This is a genomic window from Exiguobacterium sp. B2(2022) (genome assembly GCF_028823655.1).
Taxonomy (GTDB): Bacteria; Bacillota; Bacilli; order Exiguobacteriales; family Exiguobacteriaceae; genus Exiguobacterium; species Exiguobacterium aestuarii_A.
The window spans coordinates 22858-44390 of the sequence record NZ_JAPEHX010000005.1; the positions used below are offsets into that span (position 1 = coordinate 22858).

General features: G+C 48.1%; 24 protein-coding genes. 5 read left to right on the forward strand and 19 right to left on the reverse strand.

The window, feature by feature from the left end; all coding sequences use genetic code 11:
* Nucleotides 1-41: 41 nt before the first annotated feature.
* The 14 genes from ftsA to ON063_RS01835 form a co-directional block, all read right to left on the reverse strand.
* The gene (ftsA, locus tag ON063_RS01770) at nucleotides 42-1328 is read right to left on the reverse strand and encodes a cell division protein FtsA (protein ID WP_214691764.1); all 1287 of its coding nucleotides are present in this window, start codon (nucleotides 1326-1328) and stop codon (nucleotides 42-44) included.
* 228 nt (nucleotides 1329-1556) lie between these two features.
* Nucleotides 1557-2327 (reverse strand): cell division protein FtsQ/DivIB, encoded by a 771-nt coding sequence (locus ON063_RS01775; protein WP_214691763.1) that lies wholly within the window; start codon nucleotides 2325-2327, stop codon nucleotides 1557-1559.
* 14 nt (nucleotides 2328-2341) lie between these two features.
* Nucleotides 2342-3418, reverse strand: a complete 1077-nt coding sequence (gene murG, locus ON063_RS01780; RefSeq protein WP_274664032.1) for an undecaprenyldiphospho-muramoylpentapeptide beta-N-acetylglucosaminyltransferase — start codon at nucleotides 3416-3418, stop codon at nucleotides 2342-2344.
* Nucleotides 3418-4752 carry a UDP-N-acetylmuramoyl-L-alanine--D-glutamate ligase gene (gene murD / locus ON063_RS01785; protein ID WP_274664033.1) on the reverse strand — a complete coding sequence of 445 codons (1335 nt, stop codon included), beginning with the start codon at nucleotides 4750-4752 and terminating at the stop codon, nucleotides 3418-3420. The genes murG and murD overlap by 1 nt, the downstream gene beginning before the upstream one ends.
* 13 nt (nucleotides 4753-4765) lie before the next feature.
* Entirely contained in the window at nucleotides 4766-5725 is a 960-nt protein-coding gene (mraY, locus tag ON063_RS01790; RefSeq protein ID WP_214745601.1) for a phospho-N-acetylmuramoyl-pentapeptide-transferase, read from the reverse strand.
* Nucleotides 5726-5746: 21 nt separating this feature from the next.
* Nucleotides 5747-7051: a UDP-N-acetylmuramoyl-tripeptide--D-alanyl-D-alanine ligase gene (locus ON063_RS01795; protein ID WP_214745604.1), complete on the reverse strand. Its 1305-nt coding sequence runs from the start codon at nucleotides 7049-7051 to the stop codon at nucleotides 5747-5749.
* 57 nt (nucleotides 7052-7108) lie between these two features.
* Nucleotides 7109-9256, reverse strand: coding sequence for a penicillin-binding protein (locus ON063_RS01800; protein ID WP_274664034.1), 2148 nt, complete (start codon nucleotides 9254-9256; stop codon nucleotides 7109-7111).
* A complete protein-coding gene (gene ftsL / locus ON063_RS01805; protein WP_274664035.1) occupies nucleotides 9256-9618 on the reverse strand; it encodes a cell division protein FtsL in 363 nt (120 codons plus the stop codon). The genes ON063_RS01800 and ftsL overlap by 1 nt, the downstream gene beginning before the upstream one ends.
* 23 nt (nucleotides 9619-9641) lie before the next feature.
* Nucleotides 9642-10574 (reverse strand): 16S rRNA (cytosine(1402)-N(4))-methyltransferase RsmH, encoded by a 933-nt coding sequence (gene rsmH, locus ON063_RS01810; protein WP_214745610.1) that lies wholly within the window; start codon nucleotides 10572-10574, stop codon nucleotides 9642-9644.
* A gap of 159 nt (nucleotides 10575-10733) precedes the next feature.
* Nucleotides 10734-12290 carry a bacillithiol biosynthesis cysteine-adding enzyme BshC gene (gene bshC / locus ON063_RS01815; RefSeq protein ID WP_274664036.1) on the reverse strand — a complete coding sequence of 519 codons (1557 nt, stop codon included), beginning with the start codon at nucleotides 12288-12290 and terminating at the stop codon, nucleotides 10734-10736.
* A gap of 24 nt (nucleotides 12291-12314) precedes the next feature.
* Nucleotides 12315-12674, reverse strand: coding sequence for a DUF3397 domain-containing protein (locus ON063_RS01820; RefSeq protein ID WP_074034903.1), 360 nt, complete (start codon nucleotides 12672-12674; stop codon nucleotides 12315-12317).
* Nucleotides 12668-13507: a ketopantoate reductase family protein gene (locus ON063_RS01825; RefSeq protein ID WP_274664037.1), complete on the reverse strand. Its 840-nt coding sequence runs from the start codon at nucleotides 13505-13507 to the stop codon at nucleotides 12668-12670. Before ON063_RS01825 ends, ON063_RS01820 begins: the two co-directional genes overlap by 7 nt.
* Nucleotides 13508-13627: 120 nt before the next feature.
* The gene (gene rpmF / locus ON063_RS01830) at nucleotides 13628-13801 is read right to left on the reverse strand and encodes a 50S ribosomal protein L32 (protein WP_015881300.1); all 174 of its coding nucleotides are present in this window, start codon (nucleotides 13799-13801) and stop codon (nucleotides 13628-13630) included.
* Between the two features lie 22 nt (nucleotides 13802-13823).
* On the reverse strand, nucleotides 13824-14351 hold the full coding sequence (locus tag ON063_RS01835) for a YceD family protein (protein ID WP_074034907.1): 528 nt from the start codon (nucleotides 14349-14351) through the stop codon (nucleotides 13824-13826).
* 156 nt (nucleotides 14352-14507) lie between these two features.
* Here ON063_RS01835 and ON063_RS01840 point away from each other — a divergent pair, with 156 nt between their 5' ends.
* The gene (locus tag ON063_RS01840; protein ID WP_274664038.1) at nucleotides 14508-15638 is read left to right on the forward strand and encodes a tRNA(Met) cytidine acetate ligase; all 1131 of its coding nucleotides are present in this window, start codon (nucleotides 14508-14510) and stop codon (nucleotides 15636-15638) included.
* Here ON063_RS01840 and ON063_RS01845 read toward each other — a convergent pair.
* Genes ON063_RS01845 through ON063_RS01865 form a run of 5 tightly spaced genes read right to left on the reverse strand, consistent with a single transcriptional unit; the run spans nucleotide 15617 to nucleotide 18412 of the window.
* Nucleotides 15617-16609, reverse strand: a complete 993-nt coding sequence (locus ON063_RS01845; RefSeq protein WP_274664039.1) for a SepM family pheromone-processing serine protease — start codon at nucleotides 16607-16609, stop codon at nucleotides 15617-15619. The two genes, ON063_RS01840 and ON063_RS01845, sit on opposite strands and share 22 nt — an antisense overlap.
* On the reverse strand, nucleotides 16606-17100 hold the full coding sequence (gene coaD, locus ON063_RS01850; RefSeq protein WP_214691751.1) for a pantetheine-phosphate adenylyltransferase: 495 nt from the start codon (nucleotides 17098-17100) through the stop codon (nucleotides 16606-16608). The genes ON063_RS01845 and coaD overlap by 4 nt, the downstream gene beginning before the upstream one ends.
* Nucleotides 17101-17105: 5 nt before the next feature.
* On the reverse strand, nucleotides 17106-17672 hold the full coding sequence (rsmD, locus tag ON063_RS01855) for a 16S rRNA (guanine(966)-N(2))-methyltransferase RsmD (RefSeq protein WP_214691750.1): 567 nt from the start codon (nucleotides 17670-17672) through the stop codon (nucleotides 17106-17108).
* Between the two features lie 52 nt (nucleotides 17673-17724).
* Entirely contained in the window at nucleotides 17725-18009 is a 285-nt protein-coding gene (locus ON063_RS01860; protein ID WP_243834772.1) for a YlbG family protein, read from the reverse strand.
* Nucleotides 17963-18412, reverse strand: a complete 450-nt coding sequence (locus ON063_RS01865; protein WP_274664040.1) for a YlbF family regulator — start codon at nucleotides 18410-18412, stop codon at nucleotides 17963-17965. The genes ON063_RS01860 and ON063_RS01865 overlap by 47 nt, the downstream gene beginning before the upstream one ends.
* 153 nt (nucleotides 18413-18565) lie before the next feature.
* On the opposite strand from ON063_RS01865, the gene ON063_RS01870 reads away from it, so the two are divergent.
* From ON063_RS01870 to ON063_RS01885, 4 genes are all read left to right on the forward strand, one after another.
* Entirely contained in the window at nucleotides 18566-19324 is a 759-nt protein-coding gene (locus tag ON063_RS01870; RefSeq protein ID WP_274664041.1) for an ATP-grasp domain-containing protein, read from the forward strand.
* 80 nt (nucleotides 19325-19404) lie between these two features.
* A complete protein-coding gene (gene tnpB, locus ON063_RS01875) occupies nucleotides 19405-20577 on the forward strand; it encodes an IS200/IS605 family element RNA-guided endonuclease TnpB (protein ID WP_274664042.1) in 1173 nt (390 codons plus the stop codon).
* Between the two features lie 193 nt (nucleotides 20578-20770).
* Nucleotides 20771-21133, forward strand: coding sequence for a YugN family protein (locus tag ON063_RS01880; RefSeq protein ID WP_015881291.1), 363 nt, complete (start codon nucleotides 20771-20773; stop codon nucleotides 21131-21133).
* A 42-nt stretch (nucleotides 21134-21175) separates the two neighbouring features.
* Nucleotides 21176-21529 carry a hypothetical protein gene (locus tag ON063_RS01885; RefSeq protein ID WP_214819577.1) on the forward strand — a complete coding sequence of 118 codons (354 nt, stop codon included), beginning with the start codon at nucleotides 21176-21178 and terminating at the stop codon, nucleotides 21527-21529.
* Nucleotides 21530-21533 lie beyond the last annotated feature (4 nt).

Below are 21533 nucleotides of genomic sequence, written 5' to 3' on the forward strand. Positions count from 1 at the left end.
TATCCCCCTACTTATTTTCCAAGTTGTATTACAACGTCAGCTTAAACGCCAAATAATTTTTCCATCAAACGACTAAAACCTTTTTTCGACTCTTGATCGGTCTCGTATTCGTTCTCTCCAACATGAGTATCGGTCGGTTCCTGCTTATTGTGAAGCGTTTCGTAGCGAACTTCCGGTTTTTCGAGTTGAGATTTTGAAACGTGATGATCACTCATTAAGACATATTTCAAAACACCGACTGCTGTCGCGTATTTTGGATGTCTGACGCCAATCGACGACGGTTGATATAATCTCGTCTTTTGACCCATGACACGAGTCGCTAACTCTTGAATACCTGGTAGAGCAGCAGCTCCACCACAAAGTAGATATCCGCCATTCAGCATCGGAACACCTACTTTTTGAACCTTATTCAACATAAGGGTAAACATTTCCTCTATTCTCGCCTCTAAAACATAGCTAATTTCTGACTGTGGTTCGAACGCCACTTCCCCATTGATGTTCGTGTAGGAGAAACCTTCTGTTCCATCGGCCATTTCTTCGAGTGCGAGACCGTATTCTTCTTTCGCCACTTTGGCGTCTTGATATTTGCAATTTAGCTTATAGACCAAGTCTCTTGTCATATGGTCTCCACCGACTGGAAGGATATACGAGTAAACGAGATCTCCACGATAAAATACCGAGACCGTCGTCTTTTCGTGCCCGACATCGACAAGACCAATGCCGAGGTCGATTTCATCTACAGAAGCTGCACTCATGCCGAGCGCGAGGTTCCCTAAAATAAATCCTTCGAGGTGTAATCCGGCACGTTCAATCGAACGACGAATACTATGTAAAATTGTCTTCGATCCAGTAACCATTTTTCCATGCATTTCAAGTCGATAACCAAGCATTCCACGAGGATCGACGACACCCGTTTGTTGATCCACTGTGAATGATGATGGGATTACGTCGATGACACTCATCTCATCCGGTAATCGCATCACTTGTGCTGAATTGATGACTTCCATCACGTCTGCATCTGTAATTTCCTGATCTTCCCGCTTCACGGATGCGATTCCATGACATGGGGCAATTTGGATATGTTCCCCTTCGATGGCAACGTATACAGATCGAATTTGATCACCTAACGATGTCTCCGCGTGTTCAACGGCCTGTTTGATCGCTTGGACTGTTTTATCGATGTCTACGACAGCACCACGTTTCACCCCTGCAGACGGTGCACACCCTTCTGCCAAAATATTAAGCGTTCCGCCGAGCAATTCACCGACGACGAGCTTAATCTCTGACGTTCCAATATCTAATGCGGCCACATAACCATTCGCTTCCAAAAGGGAAACACCTCCGCTCTATAATTTTCCTTTACAAATTACATGACAAATATGACAGATATCCAAAAAAATTGTTGGTTTCGACAAGATATCTCACGTCTAAGTTTACAACAAATAAGATAGTGAGAAAAGGTAGAATCCTACAATTTAAGCGGTTTCGCGTTATCAATTCGTTTACAAAAGACAAAAAAACAGCCCTTATGTGTCTAAGGGCTGTAATATAACTGATTATTCATTCGTTTTCTTGTATGGAACAAAGTAAAAACCACCATCCATGACGACTGTTCCTTGCTGACCTTTCGGAATGTTTTCATAGATTTCTCCATATTTCGAAACGGTCTCACTTAACTTCAGCGTCGGGGTGAGAAGCGTATTTCCGTCATTCATAAAAATCTCGTAACGTGTCGGCTCTCCCTCTTGTTTAGACAAGATGACTTCCGACATACGGGCTCGCGTCGCGTCATCGACTTGTTCCAACTCACTGGCAATCTTTTCGAGTTCTTTTTCCGAATTGAACTCTCTAAGCAGTGGACCATCTTTTAACTTCTGAGGGTCGGTGATGGTGCCGGTCGGATGAAGTGAGCCGTCTGCTAAAACGACGACATCTCCCGTCTCCGCACGAGCATAGGCAATCATCTTCTCTTCTGTCACATTGACGTGAACCACGTTATACCAAGATCGGTCCATGTCTACCCGTTTGACACCCGGCAACTTTTCCATTTGGTCACTCATCTTGCTCGGTGATAGACTGACAAATTTTGTCGATGTGTCGAGCTCCATGTCTTGAAACACGTAAGATTCATCAAGCCAGTATAGCCCAGATACGTTCACTTCTTTCACGTTCGACATCGAAGTTTGCATATAGACCACGAGTAGGATGAGAATTCCAAACAAGGAAAGCACGGAGAACATCCGACGGTTCGCTTTTTTCCGTCGCTGCTTTTTCATGTACGGAATACGGTCTTCTAGACTGCGTACCGTTTGTTGGCTTGGTTCCATCGGATTCTACTCCTTTATCGAATGACTTCTTCTACTAAGTCGGCTAATGCATCCGACGCGTCCGGGAATCCGAGGGCACGGGATGCGTTCGCCATCTCATTTTGTTTGCCAAGCACTTGGCGAATCGCTTCGACGAGCGTCTCTCCTGACAACGACTCCTCTTTTACGAGTAACGCTGCACCGTTTTCAACAAGGGCAGAAGCGTTCTTCGTCTGATGGTCTGCTGTCACGTAAGGGCTCGGAATCAATACGCTCGGTAAGCCGAGTGCGGTCAATTCAGATATGGTCGAAGCTCCTGCACGCGAGACGACGATTGACGTACAAGCGAGCAAGGCCGGCATGTCATAGACGTACGGATGAACGTGTACGTTTTCAGACGTTGGGGCTTGTTTCGATACAGATTCGTAATGCACTTTCCCGGTGACGTAGAGCACGTTGATCGGTAAGTCTGAAAGCGCCGGGATGGCCTCAGTGACGGCACGGTTGATTGCTTCGGCGCCACGGCTCCCTCCGTAAATCAGTACGATTGGTCGTTCATCGAGATTGTACTGTTCTCGTACAGCTGCATCGTCGACTTTCGTTTGTAGCACTTCACTTCCACGCGGGTTTCCAATCAAGCGCACGTTTGCCCCAGGGAAATGAACATCGGACCCTTTAAAGGAAAGGGCGACCCGATCCGCTTTTTTCGATAAAAACTTATTCGTTAACCCTGGGATGCTGTTTTGTTCATGCAAAATGGTCGGGATGCCGAGTTGTTGCGCCGTATAGACGACCGGTCCTGAGACGAATCCGCCCGTTCCGATGACGACATCCGGCTTGAATGTTGCCATATCTTTTTTCAGAGAGCGGACAGCTTTCAAGAACCAATACGCCGTCTTTAAGTTCTCGAGGGAGAGGGACCGTTTCAATCCAGCGATTTGAATCGACTTGAACGGGACACCTGCTCGAGGAACGAGATCGGCTTCTAACCCATTCTCCGTTCCGACGTATTGTACCTGTAAATTCGGGTGACGTTTTTGTAACGTCTCAATCAATGCGAGGGCCGGATAAATATGACCGCCGGTACCTCCACCAGAAATCATGACTTTCATCAGTTCGCCTCCTCATATGCGCGAACGAGATGGACGAACTGTTCGCCTCGTTCTTCAAACGTCTTAAATTGGTCCCAACTCGCACAAGCAGGAGATAAGAGAATGACATCTCCCGTCTCAGATTGTTCAAACGCGAGTGGAACGGCGTCTGCTAACGTCTCGACCGTGAAAGATGGAATCTGTCGGGATTCCCCAAGCTCTTTAAAACGCTCTTTTGTCTCACCATACGCGACGACAGCTTTTACGTTTGAGAGAGCTGGCGCGAGCGAAGACAAGTCCGCTCCACGTTCGAGTCCTCCACATAGCCATACGATCGGAGCATCAAATCCTCGTAGCGCCGCTTCCGCCGCAACGTTGTTCGTCGCCTTCGAATCATTGTAGACGGCACGTCCGAGAACATCACCTAAACTTTCAGTTCGATGTGCGACACCGCCAAAGTTTCGTAATACACGCTCGACGTGTGCTTTTGGAAGTGCAAACGGTTCGACCAACAGAAGAGCCGCTAGTACGTTCTCGACGTTATGGGCACCACCTAATGCCAATTCATTCACACGAATGATTCGCTCTCCGCGTACCGTGACCCAACCGTCCACAACGGAAGCATCTCCTCGCTCAAAGCTGAACGTATTCGGTTCAAGATGAGCCGGGACACGTTTCATCACTTCAGCGTCTGTCACTTTGACGACGATTTGGTCGTCACGTGTCATCTGACGGAACAAGTTTCCTTTTGCATCTGCATAGGAGTCGAAGTCGCCGTGATAATCGAGATGGGCTTCTGATAGATTCAGCAACGCTGCCGAACGCGGATGGAAGGACTCAACCCCCATCAACTGAAAGCTCGACAGTTCAATGACAATCAATTCGCCCGCTTTCGCGTTTGTCGCGACCTCGATGGCCGGGAATCCGATGTTTCCCGCGAGATGAACCGGGCGCTCTCCGCCTTTGAGTAACTCATAGACGAGTGTCGTTGTCGTCGTCTTTCCGTTCGAGCCTGTGATTGCGACGAATTCTGCCTCGGTTGCCATGTAGGCGAGCTCGACTTCCGTGTAGATTGGAATCTCACGGGACATCGCTTCTTGAAGCAACGGAATGTGATACGGGATCCCTGGATTTTTGACAATCAACTCTGTCTCATTCAACAAAGCGAGGGGATGTTCATTAAATACCGATTGAATCCCAAGTGCCTGAATTTTTTCCTGCTCGTCTTCGGGAGGGATATTTCCCGTATTGATTGTCACATCCGCTCCCGCATGATGCAGATACGTCGCCGCTGCGATTCCGCTCTTAGCGGCGCCGAGGACGAGAACTTTTTTACCGTGCCATTGCTTTTCCATCTGTCTCACCCTTTTACATGAGTAGTAATGATAAACCTGCTGTAATTAAACTGATTCCACCGAAAGTAAGAACGATTCGCCATTCCGACCAACCGACCATTTCGAAGTGGTGATGAATCGGGCTCATTTTGAAGATGCGCTTCCCTGTCGTTTTGAATGAAAGAACTTGCAAGATGACGCTCAATGTCTCGATGACAAAGATGATCCCGACGAAGACGAGGAGCAACTCAAGTTTCAACATGAGCGCCAGCCCTGCAACGGCTCCACCTAATGCGAGTGAACCCGTATCGCCCATGAAAATCTTCGCCGGATACTTATTGAAAACGAGGAACCCGATCAATGCGCCGACGACGGCAAATGCGAACCATGCAATCCCAAGCTCATCTTGTGCGAGCGCATAGATCCCAAAGAACGTGAACGTCGGAATCGCCGAGAACGAGACGAGACCGTCAAGGCCGTCCGTCAAGTTGACGGCATTTGAGAAGCCGACGAGCCAGAAGATGACGATGGCGATATAGAACCAACCCGTCTCAAATGAAATCGATGTGAATGGAATCGAAATCGACGTATCAAGCTCTCCACCAAGTGATAGGAACCAGGCGAACAGAACGGATACGACAATTTGACCAATCAACTTCTGAAGTGAAGTCAACCCAAGGTTTCGTTTATTGACGACTTTAATATAGTCATCCAAAAAGCCGATTACCCCGAACGCCATCGTCACGAATAGAAGTGTCCCGAATCCGGCGACCGCTTCCCCGAAGATGACAGATACGATGAAGCCGACTAAGATGGCGAGCAAGATCACAATTCCGCCCATCGTCGGTGTTCCCGATTTCTTCTGGTGCCAACCTGGACCTTCATCACGAATCTCTTGTCCAAATTTTAACTGACGCAATGCCGGAATAGCTCGCGGCATGACGATTAATACACTTAATAATGCACTGATTAAGACGATTAAACTAATTAACATGTTGCTACCTCACTACTCTATTTATTGAACGAGACGCTCAAGCGCCAGTCCTCGAGATGCCTTTAACAATACCACAGTATCCGGTCGTTGATAACGATGAAGGAGCGCTTTCGCTTCCTCCACGGTCGGAACAGATGTGACGTTCACACGCGTGTCTTCAATCCCATCCGCAATCCATTTCGCCTTTTCACCGACGAGAATACAATCCGTCACAGGAGATGTCACGACGCCGCCCACTTGTGTGTGCTGGGCTTGTTCATCCGCTCCGAGCTCATACATATCTCCAAGGACGAGCACGCGCTTCGAGAAGCCTTCGAGCGACTTGACTGTTTCGATCGCCGCAATCATCGATGTCGGGCTCGCATTATATGCATCGTTGATGAGATGCGCTTCACCGAACATCTGCTTCTCCATTCGCATCGTCGTCAATTTGATGCGGTCAAGACCGCGTTGAATCATCGTATGATCGAGTCCGAACTCGAGACCACACGCAATCGCATAAGCCGCGTTTCGGATTTGATGGGCACCGAGTACCTTCAGCTCGTACAAGTCACCATTGTATTTAAAGATGGATGCGTCAAACGTTGTCTCGACCACTTCGATTTTCCCGTCCGCCGTCTCATCGTATCCAACTCGATAGCCTTGACCGGCAAGAAGCGGCTCGTCCGCATCGACGATCAATCGTCCGTCCGGTTTCAGACCAGCCTTGATCTCAAGCTTCGCTTTCGCGATACCTGAGCGTCCGCCGACTTGTTCACCATGTGACTCCCCAATGTTCGTGACAAATGCCACGTCCGGTTTGGCAAGTTTCGACAATTGCTCGATTTGACCGAATCCGTTCATGCCCATCTCTAACACGGCCACTTCCGTGTCGCGCGGCATGCGAAGGACGGTAAGCGGTAAACCAACGTCCGAGTTGAAGTTTCCAGCTGTCTTGTGCGTCTTGAATTTTTCTTCAAGTACGACGGCAATCATATCTTTCGTAGACGTTTTTCCGTTTGATCCGGTAATGGCGACCACGAGTGGATTGATTTCCTCTAAATAGCGTGCCGCTGCCGTTTGCAAGGCATCGATCGTCGATTTGACGGGGATGACGAACACATTGTCCGGTTGAGGGCGACCTTCTTCCCAAAACGTGACGATGGCCCCTTTCTCAATCGCTGCTTCGATGTAGTCATGACCATCAACACGTGCACCGACGATCGGGACAAATAGTCCTGCCCCATTCTCATCTCTCGAATCTGTGGCGACGCGTTCGACAAGACGATTGTCTTCCACGTCGATCCCAAACCAGGACGCTAATTTTTGAACTGTCAATTGTTCCATACAAACTTCCTCCTCATACATAGGAAAAGAGAGCCGCAGCCCTCTTCATCTCGTGCGTTAATTCGATGGTGTCTCCAATTTCACTTTCAAGGAGGCACCCGTCTTGACAGGTTTCCCTTTGCCAATCGATTGCGATGTGACAAATCCGGTACCATCGATTTCTAAATTCAATTGATAGAGCGTCGCTAAACGTTTTACATCTCGTAACGACCACCCTTTTAATGTTGGCATCGTAAACGAATTACTCGTTTTTAGCAACAGTCGCTCACCGACGACATAAGATTGTCCTTTTACAGGACTTTGAGCCGTCACTTCATCCCCGTCACCTAAGACGATCGGATTGAATGAGCTGTCAGTCGCCTCTTTTACGACATCTTCACGGTTTTTACCGATGTACGATGTCGTCGTCTTTGTCGAGGCATCGACTGCTTTTTCTTGTTTTTCAGGTTCGACACTCCGGTATCGTAACGCGACATCCATCACATCTTTGAAGAGTGGCGCCATGATGCGTGGTCCCGTTGTCGACGAGTCACTGTTCGGACGATCGACTGCGATATACATGACGAGTTCCGGATCGTCTTCCGGTGCCATCCCGACGAATGAGTGAATGTACTGTCCGCTCAAATACTTTCCGTTCTCAGCGATTTGGGCAGTACCCGTCTTCCCGACCACTTGATAGTTATCTAACGCATACAATTGGCCTGTTCCCACATCGCTATTGACGACACCGTCAAGTGCTTCACGCGTCTTTTTCGCAGTCTCCGCGGTAATCGGTTGACCGACCACTTTCGGATTCGTCGTCCGAATCGTTTCGCCCGTCTCACTATTGACAATCTTCTTAATGACGTGCGGTTGTTTCATGGTGCCGTCCGTTGCAATCGCAGATGTCGCCTGCAAGATTTGCATCGGTGTCACCGCGGTCGATTGTCCCCAAGCTGTGATCAAGACGTTCATCGGACTCTCAAAGTCGAATTGACTATTCACCTCGCCAGGTAAATCAATTCCGGTCCGTTGATCGAACTTGAACGCTTTGAAGTAATCTTCATAGCGACTGAGACCGAGTCGTTCGTTCGCTAAGATTGAGAACGCGACGTTCGACGAGTGCCAGACGCCTTCTACCATAGGAATCGTACCCCATCCGGTAATGTTGTAATCATTGAATACCGTCTTACCGTATTTGTATGATCCTGACTTGTACAACTCGTTCGGGTTATATACGCCCTCGTTGATTGCAGCCGCCAACGTGAAAATTTTCATCGTCGACCCTGGCTCAAAGCGAGACGAGACCGAGAAGTTGCTGTATGAGGAAATCTCACGCGTATTCGGGTCAAAAGATGGACGGTCCGATAAGGCGATGATCTCCCCTGTTTTCGGATCCATGATGATGGCCGTCGCATTTTTCGGTTCATACTCCTCATATAACTCATTCATCTTCGTCTCGAGCAGCTGTTGAATCCGATGATCAATCGTCAGTTGGACGTCCGCGCCGTCTTCTGGCTCGATTTTTAATTGTTCGTCGCTCGAGACGAGCTCACGTCCTGCCAAATCTTTTTCGAATCGATACAAGCCATACGACTCACTTAAAATATCGTTGAGCGATTTTTCGATTCCGAGTTCACCGACGAGCTCGATTCGACCGTTTTGGTCAATCTTTTGCGCATAACCGATGACCGAAGATGCGAATACTTTATTCGGGTAGTAACGTTTCGGTTCTTCGACGAACGTGATACCCGGAAGTTCGAACGCTTCAATCTCTTCTTTTTGTTCAACGGTCAAATCACGCCCCGGAACACCGAACTCGATCTGTCCACGGTCGACATTTTGCTCAAGTCGCTTTAAAATATCGGCTTCTGTCATCGGAAGCACGGTCGCGAGTTGTTTTGCGGCTTCTTCGAACTCGTTTGGCATGAGCGTTTTTCCTTCGACCCGTTCGCCGCCAAGTTTTAACACGGCGACAAGTCGATACGAAGGAATGTTAATGGCAATCGGTTGACCAAAACGGTCGTACACTTCGCCTCGTTCGGCTTCTAACGTACTGACTGCCTTCCACCGCTGCTCTTCAGCGAACGCCAACATATTCTCGCCTTTATATGTATGCGTGACAGACAAGTAAAGAAACCATCCGACAAAAAATAAAAAGAGCGGGGTGAAGCAGACAATCGCTACCCACGCCACTCTTTTTTTACTCTGTTGTAGAGAATTCATCAATCAATCACCTTGACGTTCTTCTCATTGAATTTCATTCCGAGCTTCTCGGCAATCGCGTAAATTCGTTCTGGCGAGCTTAGTTGGGCGATTTCATACTTTAGTTCTTCGTTTTCTTTTGCAACCCCATTTACCTGCTGGTTGACGGCTGCCGTATCACGCATCATGTTATACGCTTCGTTGTGTTTTGACACCGTGATGCCACCGAACATGACCACTGAACCAATCATCACTGGATACAGGATCGATTCAAACAAGGTCAACGTGCGTCGTTTTGGAGCAGGTATTGGTCGTTCTTGCGGAATCGGATTTCGATTCGGTGTAACTTGAGGCTGCAACGCCTTACGGGCAGCTTCTGGCATCAGGTATCCCTCCTACAAAGTGATTATTTTTGTTTTTCGGCCACTCTCAGTTTTGCCGAGCGTGAACGACGGTTATCTTCGAGTTCTCCTTCACTCGCCACGATTGGTTTGCGTGTGATCAACTTGAGTTCTGGTTCGAACTCTTTCGGGATGACCGGCAATCCTGGTGGTAACGGCGGGTGTTGGCTCCGTTCTTTAAACACTTGTTTACAAATTCGGTCTTCTAACGAATGGAATGTAATGACACAGATGCGTCCGTTCACTGCGAGTAAATCAATCGCATCTTGTACGGCACGGTCGAATACGTTCAACTCGTCATTGACGGCGATTCGAATCGCTTGGAACGTTCGTTTCGCTGGATGACCGCCTTTGCGTCTTGCTGGTGCAGGAATCGCTTCTTTAATCAAGTCGACAAGCTCAAACGTCGTCTCAATCGGTTTATCGGCACGGGCTTGCTCAATCTTTCGTGCGATTTGTTTTGAAAACTTTTCCTCCCCGTATGTAAAGAAAATACGAGCAAGTTCTCCAAACGACCATTCATTCACAACATGATAAGCGGAAAACTCTCGCGAGCGATCCATTCTCATATCGAGCGGCGCGTCGTAATTGTAACTGAATCCACGTTCTGCCTCATCAAGCTGTGGCGAAGAAACGCCTAGGTCGAATAGTACGCCGTCCACTTTTGTCACGCCATGTTGGGCGAGTTCTTCTTTCAAGTGAACGAAGTTGCTCTTTATAAACGTCACACGGCCTTCATAAGGAGCCAATCGCTCTTTCGCATGCGCGAGCGCGACGTCATCTTGGTCGAACGCATATAGTTGTCCCGTCGTTAGACGCTTGGCGATTTCTTCACTATGACCCGCTCCACCTAACGTACAGTCCACATATATACCATCTGGTTTGATGTTCAATCCTTCAATGGACTCCATTTTTAAAACCGTTTCATGCTCAAACATTCAAAAAACCCTCTCAACCTACATATTTCAACTGTTTTATTACACTTACTTTATCATAAAAATGTCAAGGTCCGTACAGGTTTTTAGCGAAAAGAGGAAACAAAAAGGTAACAACAAAAAAAAGCTCCTGACAAATGTCAAGAGCTGTTCAAAAAAAGGTTATACCTTGAACAAACATCGCTCCGCTTCCGATTGCTCATAAGCGTGCTTCATCCGCTCAAAAACGTCGAGACCATGACGATTCAACATTGGAACCATCGATAAAATACGTTCCTGAGGCGCATTCATCGGGAACAGTCGGGTCGAAAGCTGAATACGTCGTGCGTTCAATCGATATTGGTCACGTTTTGCCTCGGCACGCATCTCATCTGCCAACCGTTCGAGAACGTGTCTCGACTTCGACTCAAATCGTCTGCCGTGACTGCGGGCTTCCTGGCTGACCGCCTCCGTGAGTGTCCGATACGCATATAACTTCGCTTCGAACGCCTCATCATCAAACGGATGATCAGGTAGCGGTTGCTTCATATATTCCTCAAGTGTGACGCCTTCTTGTCGTAATTTCTTTTCATCATTACTCGAGACGATCAACCCGCCGAGACGAGGTAATAGGAGCGGCATTTTCCATCCAAGCTCGTGGAATAACGGACGGAGTTGTAGCCAGTAAGCGATTTCCCCAGGACCAGCGACATAGCCGAGCGTCGGAAACAAATAGTCTTGCATGAGCGGTCGAGAGACGACGTTGTTTGAAAAGCGTTCCGGGTGTGCCTCGATCTCATTGAGCAATTCGGTCTCCGTGAATCGATGTCCACGTTTTGTCGTGTATACCGAGTCGATTTTTGTGAGCAGCTCACGCGTCCCGTCATGGTAAAAAAGATGCGCCGCCTCTTTATTTAACTCGACGGATGGCATGCCGTCTTCAAAGGCATGTTCGAGCGCTTGTTGCAATGCGTCATGTTGCTCAATCAGTCGACGGAACATTGGACGTTCAAGTGTGCGTACGTCTCTCGCGTGCGGGTCAAACAACAAAAAGTCGTTCCCTACGAAACGGCGCATCATCCCTCCGAAAAACTGCGCGAACGAATGACTTTCTTGAATGAGTTCAATCAGCTCCTGATACAGACGTAATGTATGGGGCGTCTCCGTCTCGTTCAACAACATCCGCTGCGCCATTTGTACCATCTCAAGTTTCACTCGGTCGAACTCAAGCTCCCCTACAGATGCTTTTCCTGCTAGCGGAAGCGTGGATAATGCATCTTTTTTTAAGATTCTCGAAAACGTCTGGGTCGTGAAGACATGATTGATTTCCGCGAAGTCATGATCTTCCGTCGCCATCCAAAAAATCGGAAGGACCGGTTTGCCGAGCTTCGCTTCCGCCTCTTTCGCTCGTTTGATGACCGCTAGCAATTTGTATACAGCGAATAGAGGACCTCCGTATACGCCGACTTGTTGCCCGGTCACCATGACGTATGCTTCACGCTGTTCGAGCAAATCGAGATTCGCTGATAGACGTTCCGATAGTTCCCCGATCTGCCGTTGCTGCTGTTTTAAAATGTGGACGAGTTCATGGAGATGGTCGTAAGAACGTCCTGCAATCTCCGTTGCGCGCTTCTCGACTTCATCCATACCTTGATAATCGAGCCAGCGCCCGTACCCTTCTTCAATTTGTATCATCGGGGATGTGGGTGCGTATAGGGCATCAAATGCTTCTACCTTCACGTATAACAACTTCCTTTCAATCAATCAACGAATCATTTCTTGGGCCACGCCGATCGCAAATAAAATCGCATGCGTCGGGACTAGGATTAAAAAGAGCAAGCGCCAGCCGTGAACGAACATCTTCGTGAACAACACTTCCTCATAACGAATCCGCTGCCAGATCGCATTGATCGGAAAGATGGCGCAACACGCCGCAAGCAACAGAAGAAACACTTCCGTCCCGAAGATGGCCTCCAGTAAAACGCCACATGCATAGAACCAGAGAACGACCCCGGCATCACAGGCGAGTTTGAATGAGTTGATTGATTTCGGCATAATTTTTCTAAGTATCATATACACCATAAACCATAAGATGAGTGGAAATGAAACGATATACACTAACACGATGCGCTCGCTCCTATAATCAGTTTATGTAGCAGTGGGATAACTGTAAGTGAAATCTTCATTTGTTCGGCTTTCTCGATCACTGGTTTTAAAATCGCATCCACTTCTGTCGTTCGACCTTCCTCAAGATCACGCAACATGGAAGAACGATTCTCGGCAGTGCGTTCGATGATCGACTCGATATACGTATACGAAACACGCTTTGAAAATAGTGGCGTTAGTTCCTCGTAGATAGAATGCGCAATTTCACGATATGGCGCGTTTACGAGCGACCCATTCGGAACACGGCATAGTGCTGTAATGGGATTGATGATGGCATTCGCAAATAGCTTTTCGATCACGACTTGTTCGATGTCTTCTTCCCAGATGACCTGAAGGGGGCTATCTTGAAGTGTGATCGGAAGGAGGCCTGTCATACTCCCGATTCGAATACGTCCGAGTCCACGATGTTCGATGGTGTTTCCCTGTTTCGTCACCCCGTGTTCGACGACACCTAAATGAAAACCACGTTGTTTCGCATAATCTAGATGGGCAATCCCGTTCGAGCAAATGAAGACTGGAACCGCTCCAGAGAGTCGTGCCGTCGCCTGTTCGACGTGGTGAGCTTTTGTCGTGACAAAAAAGAGATCTTGGTCAGTCTCTTCCAATGTTGCACTAGATTGTAGCGATACACGTGCTGACCCACTCGTCACACCTGTCCGAGAGATTAAAATCTTTTCAGGTGATCCGCTTCGTCCGTATATCGTCACCTCATAATCATCAGCGAGCAAGGACGCCATCAATAGTCCGATCGCCCCGTTCCCGATGATGCCAATGCGTTTAATGGAGTTCATACATGCTTTCCTCCTGAATAGAACTATTTTCGCACAAAAAGTTTACCACATCTTCTCGCCATGACCCAAAAATGACAAACAAAAAAGAAGTGACCTGATATCAGATCACTTCTTCTCGCATTATTTGCTTGTTACTTCTTTACCGTTGTAATGTCCGCAAGATTTGCAAACACGGTGTGAAAGTTTCATTTCGCCACAGTTCGGGCACTCGTTCATACCAGGTACGTTGAGTTTGAAGTGAGTACGACGAAGACGTTTGCGAGTTTTCGACGTTCTACGGAATGGTACTGCCATCGTTGTCCACCTCCTTGAAAAGTTAACCTTCCTCGTTCTCTTTTTTCGAGAACAGGTCGGCCAGTCCCGCGAATCGCGGGTCAATTTTTGGTTGAGCGTCCGGCTGTTCGTCAGTGAGCGTCCAGCCTTCTCCTTCAACCTGAGTTTTGTCTGTTTCGTTCCCGTAAACTTGCATCGGGACGTCTAACATGATGAGCTCTTTTACAATCGGTACAAGACTGATTGTATTTCCTTCTGGCAAATTCACGTCATCGAATTGCTCCGTATAACGCCCATTCTCCAAAAAGAAAGGCTCGAGCGATTCAATATCAAATTCATAAGTGACGTCTTCTAACGTTCGCGCATCTGGCAACGTCAAATCACCTTGAATCTTCAGATTGAATGTAACTTGATTAGATGTGAACGATGCATCCCCGTGCACATGCACCGGGCGAATCGAACGGATATCCGGATGGAGCTGAGTTAGCTCTGGTAGTTCTACCATCTCATCGATCGTAAAACCGTCACCCTGGTTTCGGAGCTTAAGTAGCTGTGCAATAGACCATTTCATCCGAATCACCTCAATTGCAACAATATGAATTATAGATAGGCCAACTTGTTTTGTCAATGTTTTTTCTTTACACTAAAATCAGTTGACGACGGCGCTTTGCCAAAGCGTACTTACTCATCTTACACCAATCCATACGACAATGCAAAGGAGTAAATCATGCAAAAGACGGCCATTATCGCAGAGTACAATCCGTTTCACAACGGGCACTATTATCAAGCGCAAACCGCACGTCAAGAAACCGGGGCTGATGCCATGATTGCCATCATGAGTGCCCAGTTCACTCAACGAGGAGAACCAGCCTCATTCGATAAGTGGAAACGGGCAAGAGCGGCCGTCGAGAGCGGGGCAATCGATCTCGTCGTCGAACTACCTACCAAGTATGGAGTACAACGGGCGGATCGCTTCGCCATGTCCGCCGTCTCAATCGCCGAACAACTCCGATGCCAAACGCTATCGTTCGGAAGCGAAAGTGGTGATGTCGACGCCATCCTTCATGCAGCACAGTCCAATGTTGAAGAGACACCTCTATATAAAGAGGCACTCCATCAAGCGCTACAAGAGGGTCACTCGTCGGCGCAAGCTTCGAGTCGGGCTTTCCGTACCGTCTACCCGTCGTTTGATTTGACACGTCCTAATAATATTTTGGCGTATCATTACGCTAAAGCAGCGAAGACGATTCAGTTACATACGGTCAAGCGTCTCGGGGCAGATTATCACGACACCTCACTCACAGACGTCATGTCGGCCACTGGCATTCGGGCCCATTACCTAGAAACGGGTGAAGTTCGTGCCGTCCCGGCATCGACAGAAGTGATGTTCCAATCGCAGTCGATGACGCATTGGGAACTGTATTGGACCGTCTTACAATACAAACTCAGGACGTTACCGCTCCATACGTTGAGCGAGCTCGTCGGTATTGACGCTTCCCTCGCACCTCGCCTTAAACGAGCCGGATTCGAAACATCGTTTGAACGTGCCCTCACATCCGTTTCGACACGTCGCTATACACGCACATCGATTCAACGAGCGTTCGTGTCCATTCTTCTGCACTGGTTAAAAGAAGAAGCACCAACACGTTTTGATGATGTCCCCTACGTGAGACCGCTTGCGTTTAATGACATCGGTCGTGTGGCGTTACGGGATGTGAAACAAGAATTGCCGCTCATCGGTAAGTACGATGAACGGCTCGATTTTGAAGCGCGTGTCACTGAGGCATATCGACTGCCGCTTCATAACGACGCATTAATCGAACACCGTCAGCGACCTCAGTTCATCTTTTCTAAATAACGGATTGCATCTTCGACCGTCTTGACAGGGACGACTTCTATGTCACTGTCGAGACGGTCGCGCGATTCAAGCGCTTCCTCATAATTCGAACCGGCCGGGACGAAGAAGACTTCGGCCCCTTCCTCATCCGCTGCGACAATCTTTTGCCACGCGCCTCCGATTGGTCCGACATTTCCTTCCTCATCGACGGTTCCCGTGCCGGCGATCCGCTTTCCGTTCGCCAAATCGCCCGGTGTCAACTGGTCATAAATTTCTAACGTGAACATCAATCCTGCGGACGGTCCCCCGACATTTGTCAAAGCGACATCGACTTTAGGGTCTGCTGTGATTTCCTGGACAGGGAGTGGCTCATAAATACCGATCCCGACGCGGTCACCACTTTGGTCAATCGGTTGAATGAGCGTCTGCACGACACGCTCCTCCCCGTCTCGCTCGATCGTCAACTCGACTTCATCACCGGCATCCGATTCCATCACTCGATTTAAAAAGTCCATACGTGTCGCAAAAGACATTCCGTCGATTGCCGTGATGACATCGCCCGGCTTTAAGACGTTGGCGGCGAGAGATCCCGGAATCGGCGCAGAGACGTAAATCCCTTCAAAATCGACCGTCACTTCTTCGCCAGCGAGCTCATATGCATATTGGATTGCCGCTTGTTGAGAGGAGTCCATCAAGAGTTGTTGACGTCTGTCGTAGTCCGCCTCACTTTCTCCATCGTACAAATAACGACTAGATAAATTGGCTTTTGTGAACGGTGTGACCCAACTCTCCACTAACCAAAATGGTGTCGCTCTCCTTTGTGAGATGGTCACCATCATCAGTTCCCCTTCATCCTTTTCGCCACCTTCGACGGTCAAGAATTCTTCGATTGAAGTCGCCGCACCAGGTGAAGAGATGTAATAAGGGAGCGGAACGAAGAGGAATAGAAGAACGGTGACGAGCAGACCAAGCCCGATTTTTAATGATTTCATTGTCCCGAACTCACTTGGTACTTTTTACGTAACGCGACTTCGACTTGTTCTGGGACAAGTTCACTGACTGATGCACCATATTTCGCTACTTCTTTCACGATAGATGAGCTGAGGAATGAGTACTGACTGTTCGTCATCATGAATAGCGTCTCTACGTTCTCATTCAACTTCTTATTGATTGATGCGATTTGAAGTTCGTATTCAAAATCAGATACGGCCCGCAGTCCACGTACAATCGTTGCCGCTTCTCGCTCCGCGGCATATTCGACGAGAAGTCCACCGAACGCGTCAGCCGACACGTTCGGAAGATGTGTCGTCACCTCTCGGATGAGTGCTAATCGTTCTTCCACATCAAATAGTGGGGCCTTGCTGGAATTTTCAAGGACAGCAACAATGACTTCGTCAAAGATGGCCGCCGCTCGTTCGATAATGTCTAAATGTCCATTTGTGATCGGGTCAAAGCTCCCCGGGCAAATCGCAATCCGCTTCATTTGTTTCACTCCTCAATCGATGCATACTCATAAAAGCTGATGGTGATCACCTCTGAGTATCGCTGTTCTTTAATTCGTTCAAGTCGTCCGATACGCTCCGGCAATGTCACGTCACTCCCGTGTTCACAGACGATGACACCAACGTCGATCAACATGTCAGCTTCATCAATCAAACGTAAGAAAGCCTCGTGCTCTTCCGCATGATACGGGGGATCCATAAAGATCAGCTTAAACTGTTCCTTCTGTGCGCGAAGCTGTTCGAGCACCGCCTTGGCGTCTTGACGATACACGTTCGCCTTCTTTTCGTAGTGGGTCGCCCGCAAGTTTTCTTGAATCGTTTGCACGGCTTTCGGTTGACGGTCGACAAACACCGCTTCGTCACACCCTCTCGACAACGCCTCGATGCCAAGTCCACCACTGCCCGCATAGAGGTCTAACGCTTTCCCACCAGAAAAATAGGGTCCAATGATGTTGAATAACGATTCCTTTACTTTATCTGTTGTCGGCCGCGTAGCCGTTCCTGGGACCGCCTTTAAACGGGTCCCTTTTCGTTCTCCAGATATGACACGCATGTCTTTCCCTCCAGCAGAAAAGATGAAGGTGATACCACCTTCATCTTTTTGTTTATTTCGATTTTGTCTCGTACGTTTCGGAAATGAATGGACGCTCGCTACGAACGACCGCTTCCACGAACGGCAATGCCTTTACTTGTTCGAGTACGGCTTCATGACCTTCAAGGTCTGTATAAAGAAACGCATACTTCTCTCGTTTTGAGACAAAGTACAGATTCGCATAACGTCTTAACGCTTTCACTTGTTTCAAGGAATTCACGTATACGACGAAGCCAATCCGTTCATTCAACTTAGACGGCGCATCCACAACTTCCGCCTCCTCCGCAACTGCCACCACCGGAACATCCACCTTCGTCAAAGAATGGATTACCAGTCGGGACCTTGATTTTAGGAGAGACCGAATGAGCTAACAGTTCACTCACTTCCCCTAACAACTTATCCAAGCTTCGTTCCGCTTTTTTGAACGCAGCGATTTCCGGTTGGACGTCAAGACGACGTTTGATAAGATGCATCTCTTTTTTGATGCGGTCGTGGTCTGGATGGTGCTTCCCGAACCGCTGGACGTACTCATAGTCCTCTTTCATCTTCAGGAACTCGCGCTCGATTTCCTTCGCTTCTTTTGATGCGAGACGTGCCGCTTTCGTTTGAATATATGTTTGAAACGATTCGCTTGCTTCAATCAAATCGGTCAATTCTTCAGTTTGATCGAGCAGGGCAATCGTCTGTTCAGTGATTATCATACCCCTCACCCTTTCTGCCATGATTTTACCACAATTGTTTCCCTATGTAAGCAATCCACACTATAATTGAAGTTGACCGCAAGGCGTTCAATGTAGAAAGGAAGTGAATAGACGTACCCAGTGCGTCTGTATATGAAAAAAGTTTCTTTTAATATGATTCGATCAGCCGGAATCAAGACGGATTATGCGAAGCCTGAATATTATTATGATCAACTCGATAAAGTACGCGAAGCTGACCTCGTTTTGTTCCCCGAGTACTGGATGGTCAATTCCATCATTTACGGGATGAACAAAGCCATTTTTCCGTCTCCTGCGACATATCATCTCGGGCACGACAAAATCGAGATGACACGTGCCTTTAAAGCGACGTACCCTCACCGTATTCCGAAGACGCTCATTTACGGAAAAAATCCATACACGATTGAACGCGTGTTGGAAGAGTTCCACTATCCGTTCGTCGCCAAAAAAGCAAAATCTTCGATGGGACAAGGGGTATGGTTGATTAAGAACGACCAAGACTGGTTAGAGTATGTCGAAACTCACGATACGTTCTACGTCCAAGAGTTCATCCCAAATGATCGCGACTTACGAGTCATCATCATTGGTGAAGAAGTCGTCGGTGCGTATTGGCGCGTCAGTGAGGCGTTTTTGAATAACGTCGCCCAAGGAGCTAACTTCTCGTACGAAGACATTCCTGAAGACGTCGTCAAAGAAGTTCAAACGATTGCGAATACGTTGCACATCAATCACGCGGCGTTTGACGTTATCGTGACGGAAGAAGGATTCTATATCTTGGAATTCAACGTCTTTTTCGGTTCGGAAGGACTGCTCCCACTCGGGGTAAAACTCCCTCAAAAAATCGAAGAATATTTATCAAAATTAGGCGAGAATACTCCCACTTCTAAACGTTAAGGACAGGGCTTACGTGAAAGTGGGAGATGAATCGCTAGCCTGTCTTTCGGGTATAATTCCACCAAGGAGGTGAACGTCATATGGTGAAGCACAAGGGTTACAAGTTTCGGATCTATCCGACGAAGGAACAGGAAATTCTGATCGCCAAGACGATTGGCTGTTCCCGGTTCGTGTTCAACCACTTCCTGGCGAAATGGGATGAAAGCTACAGACTGACAGGGAAAGGATTGTCCTACGGTTCTTGTTCGAAAGAAATCCCTCTCTTGAAACAAGAGTTCGAGTGGCTGAAGGAGGTCGATAGCACGTCTGTCCAAACGAGCGTCAGACACCTGGCCGATGCGTTTGACCGTTTCTTCAAGAAGCAGAACGAGCGACCTCGTTTCAAGTCGAAACGAAACCCAGTCCAATCCTACAAGACGAACATCCAAGGCAATTCCCAGCTCCCCGAGGTCTCGATCGTCGGGCATCGACTCAAACTCCCGAAGCTGAAATGGGTGCGTTTCGCCAAATCGAGACAGGTCGAGGGTCGCATCCTGAGCGCCACGATCCGACGCACGGCTTCGGGCAAATATTTCGTCTCCCTGCTTACAGAGCAGGAGATCAGTGAACTGCCGAAGACCGGTTCATCGGTCGGCGTCGACGTCGGGCTGAAGAACTTTGCCGTTCTATCGGACGGCACATTGTACAAGAACGACCGTTATTTCCGTACGCTCGAGAAGAAGCTGGCAAGGGAGCAGCGCAAGTTGTCCCGTCGCCAGCGTATCGCCATGAATAAGAAGGTGAGACTCTCCGAGGCGAAGAACTACCAGAAGCAGAAGCGGAAAGTCGCCCGCATCCATGAGAAAATCGCCAACAAACGCGCCGACTTCCTGCACAAGGTGTCGACCGAGATCGTCAAAAACCACGACGTCATCGGCATCGAGACCCTGCAGGTCAAGGACATGCGGCAGGACCGCAAGTTGAGCAAGTCGATATCTGATGTAAGTTGGTCGGAGTTCCATCGCATGCTCGAGTATAAGGCCGGCTGGTACGGGAAGAACGTCGTGAAGGTCGGGAAGACCTTCGCCTCGAGCCAATTGTGTTCGAGTTGCGGCCATCGACACAAAGACGTGAAGCATCTCGGCTTGCGTGAATGGACATGTCCGAACTGCGGGGTCCACCACGACCGTGATGTGAACGCAGGACTGAACCTCAAACAAGAAGCCGAGCGCATCTTGGCTTCTTTAACCGTCGGGACGACGGGGCTAGCCTGATCAGGTTCCGACTGTTAGGTCGGATAACTCAGGAATCCCCCACCTCTAAGCGAAGCGTAGGTGGAGGTGGTTCAACTACATTAAGCTGATCAATCGTTCATCTTTTTTTCACAATTTGAACACACGTTATTCCAAGAACGTTTTTGAATATGGTATGATGACATATGAGGTTTATTCGAAAAGGGGGATTATGATGAAATTTGAGCAGTTCCACATCGAGGGAAAAGAAATCCGTTTTGGTTTGCTCGAGACGATCATGGATCATCATCATTTCATCCGTGAAGGTGCTTGGGATTATGAGCGTGCCACGTATGATATGAAATATGAGAAACAATCGACTGGCGAAACATTCTATCTTCGCTTACCTGTATACGCCATTGAAGGTCAAATCGAAGATCGTCACGCTGTTGTTAAAATGCTTACACCGATTTTAGGGAAGCATTATTATCCACACGGTGTTGAATACGATGAAGTCTTCCCAGAAGAAATCGTCCGCGACTGCGAACGTCGCCTAAAAGCACTCGCAGAAACACTAGAAGTCAAACCCCTTGCATAAGCAAAGGGGTTTCTTTTTGGGCTATATCGGAGGTTCACAGCCTTGAAGAATTCAATCTATCTTGAAAAAGAGAGTAACCTCTTATGCGCCGAAGCATCACGCATCCAGTTAAAAATGATTCATCTTCCTGATTCAATTCGTGAATTGGAACGAATGATTTTTTCTGATCAAATACAGACTCTTTATATCTCAACTTATCAAATGAAAGATAGAGATCTATTAGAGCCTCAAGCAATCAGCAATATCCGATCCCAATGGAACGAGTCATTCAGGACACACATCGTACTTTCCGATGAAGCAGATTTAGATGACTTTGAAAATGGATATTGCTTATTCGCAGAACTTTTTCATGACCCACAAAAAAATATGATATTAATCCTTTATCAAGCTCACTAATAAA

Coding starts and splice junctions, on each gene's coding strand:
- ON063_RS01775 (WP_214691763.1), bottom strand. CDS start 2,327: ATGGAACCAAGCCAACAAACGGTACGCAGTCTAGAAGACCGTATTCCG.
- murG (WP_274664032.1), bottom strand. CDS start 3,418: ATGAAAGTCATGATTTCTGGTGGAGGTACCGGCGGTCATATTTATCCG.
- murD (WP_274664033.1), bottom strand. CDS start 4,752: ATGGAAAAGCAATGGCACGGTAAAAAAGTTCTCGTCCTCGGCGCCGCT.
- mraY (WP_214745601.1), bottom strand. CDS start 5,725: ATGTTAATTAGTTTAATCGTCTTAATCAGTGCATTATTAAGTGTATTA.
- ON063_RS01795 (WP_214745604.1), bottom strand. CDS start 7,051: ATGGAACAATTGACAGTTCAAAAATTAGCGTCCTGGTTTGGGATCGAC.
- ON063_RS01800 (WP_274664034.1), bottom strand. CDS start 9,256: ATGAATTCTCTACAACAGAGTAAAAAAAGAGTGGCGTGGGTAGCGATT.
- ftsL (WP_274664035.1), bottom strand. CDS start 9,618: ATGCCAGAAGCTGCCCGTAAGGCGTTGCAGCCTCAAGTTACACCGAAT.
- rsmH (WP_214745610.1), bottom strand. CDS start 10,574: ATGTTTGAGCATGAAACGGTTTTAAAAATGGAGTCCATTGAAGGATTG.
- ON063_RS01825 (WP_274664037.1), bottom strand. CDS start 13,507: ATGAACTCCATTAAACGCATTGGCATCATCGGGAACGGGGCGATCGGA.
- rpmF (WP_015881300.1), bottom strand. CDS start 13,801: ATGGCAGTACCATTCCGTAGAACGTCGAAAACTCGCAAACGTCTTCGT.
- ON063_RS01835 (WP_074034907.1), bottom strand. CDS start 14,351: ATGAAATGGTCTATTGCACAGCTACTTAAGCTCCGAAACCAGGGTGAC.
- ON063_RS01840 (WP_274664038.1), top strand. CDS start 14,508: ATGCAAAAGACGGCCATTATCGCAGAGTACAATCCGTTTCACAACGGG.
- ON063_RS01845 (WP_274664039.1), bottom strand. CDS start 16,609: ATGAAATCATTAAAAATCGGGCTTGGTCTGCTCGTCACCGTTCTTCTA.
- coaD (WP_214691751.1), bottom strand. CDS start 17,100: ATGAAGCGGATTGCGATTTGCCCGGGGAGCTTTGACCCGATCACAAAT.
- rsmD (WP_214691750.1), bottom strand. CDS start 17,672: ATGCGTGTCATATCTGGAGAACGAAAAGGGACCCGTTTAAAGGCGGTC.
- ON063_RS01865 (WP_274664040.1), bottom strand. CDS start 18,412: ATGATAATCACTGAACAGACGATTGCCCTGCTCGATCAAACTGAAGAA.
- ON063_RS01870 (WP_274664041.1), top strand. CDS start 18,566: ATGATTCGATCAGCCGGAATCAAGACGGATTATGCGAAGCCTGAATAT.
- tnpB (WP_274664042.1), top strand. CDS start 19,405: ATGGTGAAGCACAAGGGTTACAAGTTTCGGATCTATCCGACGAAGGAA.
- ON063_RS01880 (WP_015881291.1), top strand. CDS start 20,771: ATGAAATTTGAGCAGTTCCACATCGAGGGAAAAGAAATCCGTTTTGGT.